This is a genomic window from Cryobacterium sp. TMT1-66-1, from assembly GCF_004403435.1.
In the GTDB taxonomy this organism is placed as follows: domain Bacteria; phylum Actinomycetota; class Actinomycetes; order Actinomycetales; family Microbacteriaceae; genus Cryobacterium; species Cryobacterium flavum.
Genome location: NZ_SOGP01000008.1, coordinates 41,582 through 55,723, shown reverse-complemented (window position 1 = coordinate 55,723; position 14,142 = coordinate 41,582). Strand labels below are relative to the sequence as shown.

Here is a 14,142-nt window from a genome sequence, read left to right as displayed (position 1 = left end):
GGTCATCGCAGGAACGCGGCGGCGACGCCGGAGTCGACCGGGATATGCACACCCGTCGTCCGGCTCAATGCGGGGCCGGTGAGCACCCACACCGCGTCAGCGACGTTCTCGGGAATGACCTCCCGTTTCAATATGGTGCGGTCAGCGTAGAACTGGCCCAGGTTCTCTTCACTGACGCCGTAGGTCTTGGCCCGATTAGCGCCCCAGCCCGACGCGAAGATGCCAGAACCCCGCACGACACCGTCAGGGTTGATGCCGTTGACGCGGATTCCATACCCGCCCAGCTCAGCAGCGAGCAACCGAACCTGATGTGACTGGTCGGCCTTTGCCGCCGAATATGCGATGTTATCCGGGCCAGCGAAGATCGAGTTCTTCGAGGAGATATAGACGATGTCGCCGCCCATTCCCTGCTCGATGAGGGCGCTCGCTGCGGCGCGCGAGACCAGGAACGATCCCTTGGACATGACGTTGTGGAGCAGATCCCATTCGGTCTCAGTGGTCTCCAGCAATGAGTGCGCAATGGACAGCCCGGCGTTGTTCACGACAAGATCCAGACCGCCGAATGCCATCAGCGTTGCATCGACCGCGGCTTTCACGGCGTCGGCGTCGGAGACGTCGACAGCGACGCCGATGGCCACATCGACGGAACCTAATTCCGCTGCCGCCGCCTGCGCCTTCTCCAGGTCGAGGTCCGCGACGACGACGCAGGCGCCATCCGCCGCGAGCCGTGTGGCGATGGCTTTGCCAATGCCCGATGCCGCTCCGGTGACGAGGGCGATCCGGCCTTGGTGGCTCTTGGGTTTCGGTATCCGCTGCAGCTTCGCCTCCTCGAGTGCCCAATATTCAATGCGGAATTTCTCTGCGTCGGAGATCGGGCAATAGGTGGAGAGCGCCTCGGCACCCCGCATGACATTGATGGCGTTGAGATAGAATTCCCCGGCCACGCGAGCGGCCTGTTTCGTGGCACCGTAACTGAACATTCCGACCCCAGGAACCAAAACGATGGCCGGATCTGCGCCGCGCATGGCGGGGCTGTCTGAGGCTGCATGCTTGTCGTAATAAGCGGTGTAGTCGACGCGGTAGGCCTCATGGAGTGTCTTCAGTCGCTCGATAGACGCTGCGACGGATGCTCCGGCCGGCAAGTCGAGCAACATCGGCTTGACCTTGGTCCGCAGAAAATGGTCTGGGCAGCTTGTGCCGAGAGCAGCAAGTTTGGCTGCGTTGGCACTACCGAGAAATTCCAGCACGCGGGGGTCGTCGGTGAAGTGGCCGACCATCGGCTTGTCCTGCGAGGCGATGCCTCGAATCGTGGCAACGAGAGCGGCGGCTTTGGCTCGGCGTTCGTGCTGTGGCAGCGCGGTATTCTCGGCGACTGCAGCACCGAACGGTGTCTTCGAACCCTTCGCATCGATGTAGGCCTGGGCGGTGTCGATAATCCAGCGGCTGTTCGCCTCGCATGTAGTCGATGTCTCGCCCCACGCCGTGATGCCGTGTCCGCCGAGGATGCACCCAATGGCATCCGGATTTTGCTTCTGGAGCACAGCGATGTCGAGTCCGAGTTGGAATCCGGGTCGGCGCCACGGTACCCAAAGCACCTTGGAGCCGAAAATCTTCTTGGTCAGCGCTTCGCCGTCGGTGGCGGTTGCGATCGCGATGCCCGAGTCGGGGTGCAGATGGTCGACGTGCTGGGCATCGACTAATGCATGCATCGAGGTATCGATCGACGGTGTCGCGCCACTGGTACCATGTAGGCAGTAGTCGAATGCTCCCACCATCTCGTCCTCGCGCTCCACCCCCGGGTACACGTGTTGCAGGGCGCGAAACCGGTCGACGCGCAGCACGGCAAGACCGGAGGGGGCCAGCGTGCCGAGGTCGCCGCCGGAACCCTTGATCCAGATCAATTCGACCGGCTCGCCCGTGACGGGGTCGGTGTCGGTGCCCTTGGCGGAGGTGTTTCCACCAGCGAAGTTTGTAACCTTGGGATCGCTGCCCAGCCTGTTGCTGCGAGCGACCAGTTCGGCCGCGGTTCGGTTCGTCATCGTTCTGGCTCCTGCTCCTGCGTCGGTGAAGGTGGTCTGCTGGATGACCATACGCTAAATGTGCGCAGTTGTGAAACATAACAAATAAGCACACGAAAGATCACGACTCGTTCGTGGCTGCTTCAGCGCAACTCGACGCGATCTCGAAACTCATCGAGCCGGCTGTCGCCCGGGTCGAGCTCGGTGATGAGAACTGCAATCTTCGACAATTCCAGCGACGCCGCCGTGGCCTGCTGGTGCAGCTTCGACGAGTCGATGCAGAGCACGATCTCCTTGGACACCCGAGCGAAGGCCTGCTTCATTTGCGCTTCGGCCAGCGAAACCTCAGTGGTCCCGAACGTGGCGTCCACGGCACTGGCTGATGCGAAGAACCTGACGTAGCGCAACGATTGGGCGGCCTGTACCGCCAGTGGGCCCACGAACGTGTCCGTTGATTCTTCCGTCTCACCACCGATGAGAATGGGGTTCACTCCGAGGGTTCCTTTGAGACTCGCGTAGGTCGGATAGGAATTCGTACTCACGATGAGACCGGACCTCGGACCCAGCCTGCTCGCCATGGTTCCAACGGTCGTCGAAGCATCGAAAGCGATAGAACCGAAACGTGGAACCAGAGCTAGAGCTTTGTCTGCGATGAGTTCTTTCGCCCGCGAGCGCACGGAACGCCGCTCTTCGAAGGGGCGTGGGCCGATGACCGAGATCGCTCCGCCACGCACGCGGCGCAGCAGTCCTTCCGCCTCGAGATCGGCCAGATCACGACGGATGGTCATGGCTGAGACACCCAGAGTCCCTGCGGCCTCGGTCAGTCGAATGACGTTCTCGTGCTCAAGCGAGGCCAGCAATTGCCGGCGTCGCTCTTCGGATTCGGTACTTCCGGTTGTGGCCACCACGGTCTCGATTCTTTGTGACTTGTATGTTATCTTTTCGCGTTACCTAACACTAATGCAGTTCTCTGCCTGAGTTTGTAGGAGCGAATGTGTGTTGAATAAATATATTGACGCACAACGAGTGTGGTGTTACTGTCCCAAAAGGCGGTTCATTGAACCGGTCCTGTTGGCAGCGTTGCCTCCTGGGTGATGCACGAACTGAAAGATGAGTGTCACCGATGACCTCTGAGGCCTACGAAAATATCGTCACATCGGCAACCGCGCACGATCGTGCGTTGGACGCCGGCAAGGGAATTGTTCGGTTTGCACCCACCTGGGTTCCCCGTGCTTTTTGCACTCCTGGCAAGCGCATCCGACTGCACCCGGATGACTATTTCCCGCTCGGCCAGGGGCGCGGCGGCATTGACGAGCGCTGGCTTGCCTCGTCGATTCGCGCTGACAACGGTCCACTCACCGGGGCCCACGAAGGCCTCAGCCTCGTCGTCGACCCCGACGGCGGCCTCCTGCCCTTCGATGAATTTGTCGAGCACCATAAGGCCGACGTGATCGGGTCGCGATTGTGGGACCGCTTCGGAGGCTGGACGATGTACTCCAAGTTCTACGACAACCTGATGCCCCTGCCCTTCCACGTGCACCACTCTGACGAGAAGGCCGCACTCGTCGACAAGGTAGGAAAGCCAGAGGCGTACTACTACTCGCCCCATATGAACGACAACCTGGGCCTGCAACCCATCTCCTTTTTCGGATTTCAGCCGGGCACTACCCGCGACCAGGTCAAGGAGCGTCTCATGCGCTTCGCCGATGGTGGCGACAATCGCATCACCGATCTGTCGCTCGGATACCGAACTCAACTTGGAACGGGATGGGACATTCCGGCGGGTGTTCTGCACGCTCCGGCGAGCATCTGCACCTATGAGCCGCAATCCGCCAGCGACGTGTTCGCAATGTGCGAATCGTGGAGTAACAACAAGGAGGTCCCCGAGGAGTTGCTCTGGAAGGACGTGCCCCCAACGCACCACGGCGACTATGAGTTTCTTCTCGACCTTTTGGACTGGGAAAAGAATCTTGACGTCGATTTTGTACCCAACAGGTTCATGCGTCCGTACAGCACCGCCACGTCAGCGGCCGACGGCGGTTCAAGCTATGTCGAGAACTGGATCGTCTTCCGCTCCACCTCATTTAGCGCCAAAGAGCTCACGGTACGCCCAGGCCAAACGGTAACGATCAGGGACCAGGATGCTTACGGCGCCCTCTTTGTTCAGGGCGGCGGCACTTTCGGAGTGCATGACGCGCAGGCAGCGACGCTCATCCGTTTCGGGCAACTCAGCCAGGACGAGTTCTTCGTCTCCGAATCGGCGGCCCGTGCTGGCGTCACGATCACCAACCGCAGCGCAACCGATGACATCGTCATCCTGAAGCATTTCGGTCCCGGAAATCTGGAGCTGGGCGTTGTCTGAAATCTTTGGAACCCCGGTCGGCCAGGCCCTCCTCCGGGTCGGATCGCTTGATCAGGTCGCGCGCGTCGATCGTTTCGTTGAGAATGATGGTCCGGCACGTGGTGCTCGCCGATTCCGAGTGGTGAACGGCGGCGGGTTCGAGTTCGACGTTCATCCCGACCGCGCCCTCGATATTGGTGCCGCGACCATTAATGGGATCCCGCTTGCCTGGCTCTCGTCGACTGGCATCACGCGTCCCGACGCATACGAGCCTGCCGGGCGAGGGTGGCTCCGCACCTTTGGCGGTGGCCTCGTAACGACCTGTGGACTCGACACCTTCGGCCCGCCCGTAGACGATGAGGATGGCGTTTCCGGCATGCACGGCCGCATCGGGGCCGTGCCGGCGCGGGTGACGGAGGTCACAGTGACTCCCGAGCTGATCACCGTGGCCGGGGAAGTACGCCAGACGGGCGTATTCCAGGAGAATCTCGTGCTGCGCCGCCGCATCACCTCGCGTGTCGGGTCCACCTCCTTCACGATCGAGGACACCGTGACGAACGAGGGCGAGAGCGTGAGCCCGCACATGGTGCTCTACCACGTCAACCTCGGGTGGCCGCTGCTCGACGCTGGGACCGTCATCGACATCCCCGCCGCCTCCGTAACGTCCCGTGACCCCGACGCGGCCACTGGTTTCAACCAGCGGGCTGAAATTGGTGAGCCCGTGGCCGGCGCGCGCGAGCAGGTCTATATCCACACCGCTGGCGATGAGCGCGTCGCCCGGGTGACCAACGCGGCCCGGGGATTGACATTCACCCTCCGTTACTCCGAGACGCTACCGGCGATCTTTCAATGGAAACTGACCGCCACAAAGCACTATGTGCTGGGTCTCGAACCTGCAAACACCCCCGAAATCCAGGGCCGCGCCGCTGCACGCGCCAACGGCACGTTGCCCCGACTGGAGCCGGGCGAGAGCCGTACCTATGTGATCGAAATCGAGGTGAGCGCAGCATGAATGACACCGCACTGTTGGAACTCCATGGCGTTACCAAGACTTTCGGCGCGGTGGCCGCGCTGGTCAACGCAGAGCTGGTCCTCGAGGCCGGCTCTATTCATGCCGTCATCGGCGAGAACGGCGCGGGCAAGTCGACGCTCGTCAAGATCATCGGCGGTTTGTACCGCCGCGACGCCGGCACATTTCTGCTGGACGGGGAAAGCGTCGACTTTCACAACACGCGCGAGGCAAAAGCCGCGGGCATCGCTGTCATCTACCAGGAGCCAACGCTGTTCCCCGACCTTTCGGTCGCCGAGAACCTCTTCGTTGGCCGTCAGCCGTACACCCGATTTGGCGCGCTGGACCGCGCGAAAATGCGCCGCGAGACTCGCGAGCTCACGCAAAGGCTTGGCGTGCCGATCGATCCCGACCGCGAGGCGCGAGGACTGTCGATCGCAGACCAGCAGGTCGTCGAAATCGCCAAGTCAATCTCGGTCGGCGCCAAGGTCATCGTCATGGACGAGCCGACTGCGGCGCTGTCGGGAATCGAGGTCGAGCGTCTAATGGGCATCGCACGCCAGCTCCGCGACGAGGGAAAGGGCCTCATCTTCATCTCCCATCGGTTTGACGAGGTGTTCGCCCTCTGCGATGTCATCACCGTCATGAGGGACGGCAGCTACGTCGCCACGAACTTGACGACCGGCACGACCGAAGACGAGATCATCCATCAAATGGTTGGTCGAAGCGTCGACAACCTGTACCCCAAGCAGGAAGCACTGATCGGCGAACCCGTACTCGAGGTGGAGCACCTGACCAGCGCCGGAGTTTTCCAGGACGTCAGTTTCACCGTGCGTTCGGGTGAGATCGTCTGCCTGGCCGGCCTCGTCGGTGCCGGTCGAAGTGAGATCGCCCGCGCAGTGTTCGGCGTGGACCCCTACGACTCTGGATCGGTTCGAATGGGCGGTATCAGCGTGCCCCGAACGAGCCCCGCGGCGGCGATGCGACTCGGCATTGGCTTCGTTCCCGAGGACCGGCGCAAGCAGGGCCTGGCGATGACGGCGGGCATACAGACCAACATCACTCTCGCGATCCGCCACAAGCTGGCCCGATTCGGATTCATCATCGCACCGCTCGAAGAGCCGAGCGCTCGTACCTGGGCGGCGCGCTTGCAGGTCAAAATGTATGCCCTCGACACCGAGGCACAAATGCTTTCCGGCGGAAATCAACAAAAGGTCGTACTCGGGAAGTGGCTGGCCACAAAACCGAAGTTGCTGATTGTGGACGAGCCGACCCGTGGCATCGATGTGGGCACAAAGGCCGAGGTGCACCGCCTGCTGTCCGAGCTGGCCGGAACCGGCGTCGCGTTGCTGATGATTTCGTCCGAACTGCCGGAGGTCATGGGTATGGCGGACCGCGTGCTCGTGGTCCGAGAAGGTCGGATTACGGCGGAACTGCCGCGCGCGACGGCAACTCCCCAGAATGTGATGTACGCCGCGACGCACGCACCGGAGGTGGCCGCATGAGCGTGACGCACACCGTCCCGGTTAGCCAAGGACGGCGTTCATTCTTAGGCAGGATCCTCCGCGCCCGCGAGGTCGGCCTGATCGTGATGATCTTCGCGCTCGTGGCGCTGACCAGTGTGACGCAACCCGGGTTCCTCTTCAGCGACGGCGGATGGCGTGAGCTGCTTCGGCAGCCGACGATTCTGATCCTCATCGCTCTCGGCGAGGCGATCGTGATCATCACCCGCAACATCGATTTGTCGGTCGGCTCGATCCTGTGCCTCTCGGCGTACGCGGCCGGGAGCTTGTTCTCCAACTTTCCGGGTATCCCGATACCTCTGGTCATCCTGAGCGGCATCCTCCTCGGGGCCTTCCTGGGACTCGTTAACGGCCTGCTGGTCGCCTTCCTCAGAGTGCCATCGCTGGTTATCACTCTGGGCACGCTGTACACCTACCGGGGGATCGCGATCCTCTGGATCGGCCCGCACTTTATTCGATCCAGCTGGTTGCCTGACGAGTACCGCTCCTTCGGTACCCTGCAGTTCCTGGGCATTCCGGTATTGCTGATCGTTGTCGCGATCATCGTCTTGCTGATCGGATGGTTCATGACGAGTCGGCGGGTGGGCCGCGACCTGTACGCGCTCGGTTCCAACCCCGAGGCAGCCACGCTGTTCGGGCTCGGCGAGCGTCGTCTGACGGTCACAGCCTTCGTCGCGAGCGGCGCCCTTGCCGGTCTCGGCGGGCTCGTTTACCTCGCGATCTTCGCGACCGGTGATGCGCAGGTCGGTACCGGATATGAGCTGCAGGCTGTAGCGGCAGCCGTGGTGGGCGGAGTCGCCATCGTCGGCGGATCCGGCACGATCTGGGGCGTCGCACTGGGCGCGTTTTTTCTCGCCACCATCAGCAACGCGCTTCCCGTTCTCGGAGTGCCGAGCCTCTGGCAGCAGTCCATCGTCGGTGTGTTGATCGTCGGCGCCATCCTGCTCGACCGCATTGTATTCATCACCCGCATTCGCCGGGCGAAGAGAAAGGGGACTGCGACATGAGCGCCGACACCGCAACGATCACAACCAACGCCGTAGGTCGTGCTGCCGCACAGTACCGCAGGCATAGCCGCACGCTGTGGCGCCGGATGCTGCTGCGTACAGAGACGGCAATCGTCCTGGCCATCATCCTGCTGATCATCTTTGCCATCACCACGGTGCCGTATTTTGCTCAGCCGTATACCTACCTAACGATGATCCTGAACTCCGCGCCGATCCTGCTCATGCTGTTGCCGGTGACCCTGATCATCATCACCGGCGACATCGATCTGTCGGTCGGCAGTGTGGTCGGCTTCTCAAGTGCCATATTCGGCTTGAGCTTTCACACTGGAGTTCCCCTTCCACTGGCCGCCGGGGTCGCGGTCGTTGGCGGTGGCTTGGTGGGCCTACTCAACGGCGTGCTCGTGACGGTCGTCGGATTGCCGAGCCTGGCGGTCACCATCGGCACTTTGGCGCTGTTTCGCGGCATCGCCGTCGGGCTGCTTGGCACCACGGCGATCACGGGTTTTCCGAGTGAGGTCACGCAGTTCATCGGCGCTCCGCTTTTCGTCGGTGCTCCAGTTCCGATGGTGACCGTGGCGATCATCGTGGTCGCGATCGGTTTCGCGGTGCTATTGCACCTCACTCCGTTCGGACGCGGTGTATTCGCCATCGGGTTGAGCTCCGAGACGGCCGCGTTCTCGGGCGTTCGGGTCAATCGCACACGGCTCATTCTGTTCGTTCTCAGCGGGCTGGTCGCGTCGGCGACCGGTGTGTACTACACGCTGCAGTACAGCAATGCGATTGGAACGAACGGCCTTGGCTTTGAGTTGCAGGTCGTGACAGCCATTGTGCTGGGCGGCGTCTCGATTTGGGGCGGCCGCGGTTCAATACTCGGGGCACTGGCCGGCGGCGTGCTGATCGCAACGCTGAACAAGACGCTGCAGCTCGCCGGTATCGGCTCCGACACGATCAGCATCGTCACTGGCGCCACCCTAATCTTCTCCGTCGTTGTCGCCGGTATTGCGGGATTCATCTCGCGGCGGCGGCGGTCGAAGGCCTCCGTGATCGCGGCAGGCGTTGAAAAGCACCGGGCAATCCCAAATCCGAAATCTGTACCAAGCAACCACTAGAAAGGCAAAACAGTGAATTTCACATTCAGTAAGTCGGCGCACAGGCGCGCTGCATCCATCGCCGTGGCCATCGCGGCCGCGTCGGTGCTGCTGGCCGGCTGCGCCGCACCCACGGGCGGCTCCACCGGGACCGACGCCGCTGGCGCTGGAAGCTTGACCGTTATCCCCAAGAGCCTTGGTAACAAGTACTTCGAGGCCTCGGACAAGGGTGCCAAAGCAGCTGCGGACGAACTCGGCCTTGACTTCTCCGAGGTCGGTCCGACCTCGACCGGTTCGGCCGATCAGGTTCCGTTCATCCAGACGGCGATCCAGACCGGCCAGAAGGCGATCGCCATCGCGGCGAACGACCCGGCTGCCGTTTGCAACGATCTGAAGGCGGCACAGGACGCTGGCGTCAAGGTCGTTGCCTTCGACACCGACACCGACTGCCGCGACATCTTCATCAACCAGGCCACGGTCGATGGCATCGCCCAGGGACTGGTCGACCTGACCTCGAAGCACCTCGGAACGGCCGGAGGCACCATCGCAATCCTCTCCGGTGGTGCCAACGCCGCAAACCTCAACGCCTGGGTCGATGCGATGACTGCTCTCATCGAGAAGGAACACCCGGAGATCACGATCGCCCAGGTTGCATACGGCGAAGACGTTGACCAGAAGGCCTACCAGGCAGCTCAGGGACTCATGCAGAGCATTCCGGATCTCAAGGCCATCATCGCTCCGGACACGGTGTCGGTGAAGGAAGCAGCACACTACCTGTCTGACACCCCGCAGTTCCAGGGCAAGGTGTGGGTCACTGGCCTCGGTCTGCCGAGCGAAATGGCGACTTACGTCACGAGCGGCGTCATCGAGCAGTTCGGTCTCTGGAATCCTGAGGACCTGGGGTACCTGGCCACCTACGCCGCGGACGCGCTCACTCAGGGCACGATCACAGGCAAGGAGGGCGACAAGTTCACCGCTGGAAAGCTCGGAGACTTCACTGTCGGCGCCGGGGGAGAGGTTGTCCTCGGCCCGATGTTCGTGTTCGACAAGTCCAACGTCGGTGACTTCTCGTTCTAAGCACAGCTGCCAGCTGACTCCACCCGGGTCGAGCTGAATCAACACAGGGGGTGGAGCCTGCAACGTTCTTCGTTGCAGGCTCCACCCGTCCCCAGCAGGATGGAGGAAGACGATGGCGACCATTCACGATGTCGCAAAATATGCGGGCGTCTCGGCGGGCACCGTCAGTAACGTCCTCAACCGTCCCGGCTACGTCGCCCCCCAGACTCGGGAACGCGTTCTGGCGGCAATCGCCGATCTGGGTTTCACCCCCATCCAAAGAGCCCGCAAGTACCCTGCCGGTCGCCAGCGCACCCTGGGGCTCGCCCTGGCCGATCTGGCCAATCCGTTTTTCGTCGACGTCGCCCTGGGCGCAGAGGCCGAAGCGAAGTCACTCGGCGTGGGAGTAGTCATTGTGCACAACGGCGACGATGTCGCGCGTGAACAGGACAACCTCGACCTGCTCGTGCAGCAGCGCGTTCACGGCATCATGATCGCGCCCGTGCGCGCCCTCGACGCGACGGTCGAGCGCCTCGATGCCCGCGATATCCCCCTCGTCTACGTGGACCGCGTAGACGAGAAGACCGAGCGTTGCTGGGTCAAGACCGACGATGTCGCGGGAGGTCGGCTGGCTGGCGAGCACCTGATTGCGCTCGGCCACCGTAACGTCGCCTTCGTCGGCAACTTCGCCAGCAGTCTGCAGGCCAATCGTCGCTTCGACGGCTTCGCCGCGACGCTCGCTGAAGTTGATGTTGTTCCCGAGCGAGTCCCTACCGACTCGTGGCGAATCACCGATGGACGAATGGCAGGTGCAGCGCTCGCCGCACGGGCCACCGCCGAACTGCCGACCGCGATCATGTGCGGCAACGACCTCACCGCGCTCGGCGTGCTCCTCGAGTTCGCACACCGCGGCATCCGCGTACCAGACGATGTCTCGATCGTGGGTTTTGACGATCTGTCCTGGTCGGAAGCAGCCACTGTTCCTCTTACGACCGTACGTCAGCCGCGTGAAGAAATGGGCCGGCAAGCAGTGCGCCTGCTCCTCGACGAGATCGACCGTGGCGAGGCCCATGCGCACCACCACGAACTGCTGGTCCCCGAACTTGTCACCCGCGCGTCGAGCGCGGCCCCACGCCCGATGCGCTCTGACAACTGAAGCGCTGCCCACTCTTGACCCATAAGGAGATCCCCATGGTTACCATCTGGCAACCCGAACTTGTGACCGACGATCTCGTCGCCCTGACTCATTCCCTGGGCGAGCCCGCCAAAGACTTGGTGATCCTGGCCGAGGGCAACACCTCCCAGCGCCTCGCCGATGGTCGAATCGTCGTGAAGGCATCGGGAGCCTACATGTCTGCTGTGACTCGTGACGACTTCGTCGTCACCGACGTTCAACCTCTCATCGACCTGATGGATGACGCCACCTCGACCCAGGAGGACCTCACCGAGATGCTCGATGCGGGTGAGCATACCGGCACGAGGCGGCGCGCGTCGATCGAGACGCTCGTGCACGTGGCCGTGCAGTCGGTGCAGCCCACCGCCTATGTCGCGCACACCCATCCGACATCGGTGCTCGGTCTGCTCGCAAGCGTGCACGCGGAGTCCGCCTTCGCGCAGTGGGTCTACTCCGACGAGGCCGTTGTCATCGGTACCCCCCTCTTCGTGCCGTACGCGGCGCCCGGTATCGCGCTGGGCCGGCTCTTCCTTCAGCGTCTACGCGACTACGTGGCGACGCGTGGCGAGCTGCCATCGGTCGTACTGCTGGGCAATCATGGCATTGTCGCGATCGGCGGCAGCGCAGAGGCCGTGGAGGCGATCACCCTCATGACCGTCAAGGGTGCACGAACCCGAGTGCAGGCGCTGTCGATCGGTGGGGTGATCGGCCTCGGTGACGACACCGTGGCACACTACTTCGAGCGCACGGACATGGCAGAGCGCCGCAAGAACCTCGCAGGCACCGCCTGATGCCCGTTGGAACAGGTCCACAGTGGCGATGACAGCGCTGTGGATCGGCATTGATCTTGGCACTCAGAGTGCGAAGGTATCCATCGTCGACGATGAGGGGTCTGTCGCCGCGTCATCCGCTGTACCCGTGGTAAGTCGGCGAATGGGCGACCGACACGAACAGGATCCGCAGGATTGGATCAACCAGGCCGGTGCAGCGCTGGCCGTGGCACTGGCGTCGCTACCGTCCACGGCCGTGGCCCGCATCGCGGGGGTATCCATCTGCGCGACATCGGGCACCATCACAACAGTGGATGCCGCGGGTCGGCCGTGTTCGGCTGGCCTCATGTACGACGACGCCAGGGCTGAAGCGATCGGACCGGAAGCCAACCAGTCTGACCCCGTGCGCTGGGCGCGCTTGGGCTACAAAATTCAGCCGACCTGGGCCCTGCCGAAGATCGCCTGGCTCGCACGCAACGGCTTGCTTTCCGAAAAGCGCTGGGTCGCCCACCAAGCCGACGTGCTGGCATCCGCAATCGTCGGAACGCGTGTCGCCTCTGACTGGAGTCACTCACTTAAATCGGGATACGACCTGCTGGCACTGGAATGGCCCGTCAGTGCCCTCGACGCACTCGGCATCGACCCCGACCAGCTGCCGAGCGTCGTCGCTCCCGGCACCGAGCTCGGCCGATCGGGCGCATGGTGGGCCGATGTGACCGGGTTGCCCGTCGGTATTCCCGTCTTCGCCGGAATGACCGACGGCTGTGCCGCGCAGCTCAGCGCCGCCACTCTTGGCCTGGGTGACTGGCACACCACGATCGGGACCACCATGGTGCTCAAGGGCGTGTCCAACCGCATCATCATCGACGACGGCGGAGCGGTCTACTCGCATCGCGCGCCCCACGATGGACTGTGGTTTCCGGGCGGTGCCTCGAGTGTCGGTGCCGGAGCGATCACCGCAACACTACCCTCCATCGACCTGGCGGGGGCATCCTCCCGCCTGAGCGGCCTGGGGCACCGGCTCTCATCGATTCCGACAAGTTATCCCCTGGCCGGTACCGGCGAGCGCTTCCCCGTGATCCGCCCCGATGCTCCAGGGTTCGTCACCGTTGACGGGATTGATTACAGCCTCAGCGCAGCTGTAACTCTGCTCGACCCAGACCTTCTCCTCGCCTCGATCATGCTTGGTATCGCCTGCGTCGAACGCCTCAGTCTTGAGATGATGGCTCGCGCTGGCGCCGCCGTCGACGGCACATTGAGTTCGTCCGGGGGAGGCACGAACAACGAATGGTGGACCCAACTTCGCGCCGATCTGCTTGGACGCACGATCAGTATTCCGCGATCGTCCGAGGGGTCGATTGGCATGGCTATCCTGGCCGCGTGGGCGGGGACAGCCGGAAGCTCGCTGCCCGAGACCGCCTCGCGCATGTCGATCGTTGGGCGGGTCGTCGAGCCGCGCTCCGCTCCGGCGGCGCTCTGGAACGATCGCTACGACAGATTCGTCGCCGAACTCGGCTCGAAGAACTGGATCACACCGTGACGACCCTGTTTCTCGTGCGTCACGGCGAGACCACGTGGCACGCCGAAAATCGCTACGCCGGAAGCTCAAATGTGGCGCTCACCGAGCTGGGTATCGCCCAGGCCGAAGATCTTGCACGCTGGGCCCAGGGGCAGTCGATCGACGCGGTCTACGCTTCCGACCTGTCGCGCGCCGTGACCACCGCCACTCCATCGGCCATGGCGCTCGGGCTCCCTCTCAGCGTCGTTCCAGCGCTGCGTGAAGTCGACTTTGGGCGAGGAGAGGGCCTGACTTCTGCCGAAATGAAGGCAACCTTTCCCGAAGAAACCGCCCGATTCGTCGAACATCCAGGTACATCCCCGCTGCCGGGGGCCGAGTCGGGGGTCGACGCCGCCGAGCGAGCATGGACTGCCCTCGAGGCGATCGCCGCGAAGCATCCTGCCGGAACGGTGCTCGTTGTCATGCATTCGACCCTTATGCGCCTCATTCTCTGTCGCGCGTTGGGGATTCCGGCAGACCGCTACCGCGCGGTCTTCCCTGCAGTGCTCAACGTAGGCATCACGACGGTGTCCTGGACGACGCAAGGCACCGCGCTGCTCAGCTACAACGTGCCGCTGACACCTTGACGACCACGCCC

12 protein-coding genes are annotated in these 14,142 nt (G+C 63.0%); 10 read left to right on the top strand and 2 right to left on the bottom strand.

Going from position 1 to position 14,142, the window contains the following annotated elements:
- Positions 1-2: 2 nt before the first annotated feature.
- Entirely contained in the window at positions 3-2,039 is a 2,037-nt protein-coding gene (locus E3T29_RS05370) for a bifunctional aldolase/short-chain dehydrogenase (protein WP_134344551.1), read from the bottom strand.
- A 122-nt stretch (positions 2,040-2,161) separates the two neighbouring features.
- On the bottom strand, positions 2,162-2,926 hold the full coding sequence (locus tag E3T29_RS05365; protein WP_241987655.1) for a DeoR/GlpR family DNA-binding transcription regulator: 765 nt from the start codon (positions 2,924-2,926) through the stop codon (positions 2,162-2,164).
- Positions 2,927-3,141: 215 nt separating this feature from the next.
- Here E3T29_RS05365 and E3T29_RS05360 point away from each other — a divergent pair, with 215 nt between their 5' ends.
- The 10 genes from E3T29_RS05360 to E3T29_RS05315 all read left to right on the top strand — a co-directional run bounded on the left by E3T29_RS05360 (position 3,142) and on the right by E3T29_RS05315 (position 14,131).
- Complete coding sequence (locus tag E3T29_RS05360) at positions 3,142-4,380, top strand: hypothetical protein (RefSeq protein WP_134344550.1); 1,239 nt, start codon at positions 3,142-3,144, stop codon at positions 4,378-4,380.
- A complete protein-coding gene (locus tag E3T29_RS05355) occupies positions 4,373-5,371 on the top strand; it encodes an aldose 1-epimerase family protein (protein WP_134344549.1) in 999 nt (332 codons plus the stop codon). The genes E3T29_RS05360 and E3T29_RS05355 overlap by 8 nt, the downstream gene beginning before the upstream one ends.
- Entirely contained in the window at positions 5,368-6,873 is a 1,506-nt protein-coding gene (locus E3T29_RS05350; protein WP_134344548.1) for a sugar ABC transporter ATP-binding protein, read from the top strand. The genes E3T29_RS05355 and E3T29_RS05350 overlap by 4 nt, the downstream gene beginning before the upstream one ends.
- On the top strand, positions 6,870-7,898 hold the full coding sequence (locus tag E3T29_RS05345) for an ABC transporter permease (RefSeq protein WP_092341257.1): 1,029 nt from the start codon (positions 6,870-6,872) through the stop codon (positions 7,896-7,898). Before E3T29_RS05350 ends, E3T29_RS05345 begins: the two co-directional genes overlap by 4 nt.
- The gene (locus E3T29_RS05340) at positions 7,895-9,007 is read left to right on the top strand and encodes an ABC transporter permease (RefSeq protein ID WP_134344547.1); all 1,113 of its coding nucleotides are present in this window, start codon (positions 7,895-7,897) and stop codon (positions 9,005-9,007) included. The genes E3T29_RS05345 and E3T29_RS05340 overlap by 4 nt, the downstream gene beginning before the upstream one ends.
- Positions 9,008-9,019: 12 nt before the next feature.
- Positions 9,020-10,063, top strand: a complete 1,044-nt coding sequence (locus E3T29_RS05335) for a rhamnose ABC transporter substrate-binding protein (protein WP_092341255.1) — start codon at positions 9,020-9,022, stop codon at positions 10,061-10,063.
- A gap of 112 nt (positions 10,064-10,175) precedes the next feature.
- The gene (locus tag E3T29_RS05330; protein WP_134344546.1) at positions 10,176-11,198 is read left to right on the top strand and encodes a LacI family DNA-binding transcriptional regulator; all 1,023 of its coding nucleotides are present in this window, start codon (positions 10,176-10,178) and stop codon (positions 11,196-11,198) included.
- A gap of 35 nt (positions 11,199-11,233) precedes the next feature.
- Positions 11,234-12,007 carry a class II aldolase/adducin family protein gene (locus tag E3T29_RS05325; protein WP_092341253.1) on the top strand — a complete coding sequence of 258 codons (774 nt, stop codon included), beginning with the start codon at positions 11,234-11,236 and terminating at the stop codon, positions 12,005-12,007.
- A gap of 28 nt (positions 12,008-12,035) precedes the next feature.
- Positions 12,036-13,526, top strand: a complete 1,491-nt coding sequence (locus E3T29_RS05320) for an FGGY-family carbohydrate kinase (protein WP_134344545.1) — start codon at positions 12,036-12,038, stop codon at positions 13,524-13,526.
- The gene (locus E3T29_RS05315; protein WP_134344544.1) at positions 13,523-14,131 is read left to right on the top strand and encodes a histidine phosphatase family protein; all 609 of its coding nucleotides are present in this window, start codon (positions 13,523-13,525) and stop codon (positions 14,129-14,131) included. Before E3T29_RS05320 ends, E3T29_RS05315 begins: the two co-directional genes overlap by 4 nt.
- Positions 14,132-14,142: the final 11 nt, after the last annotated feature.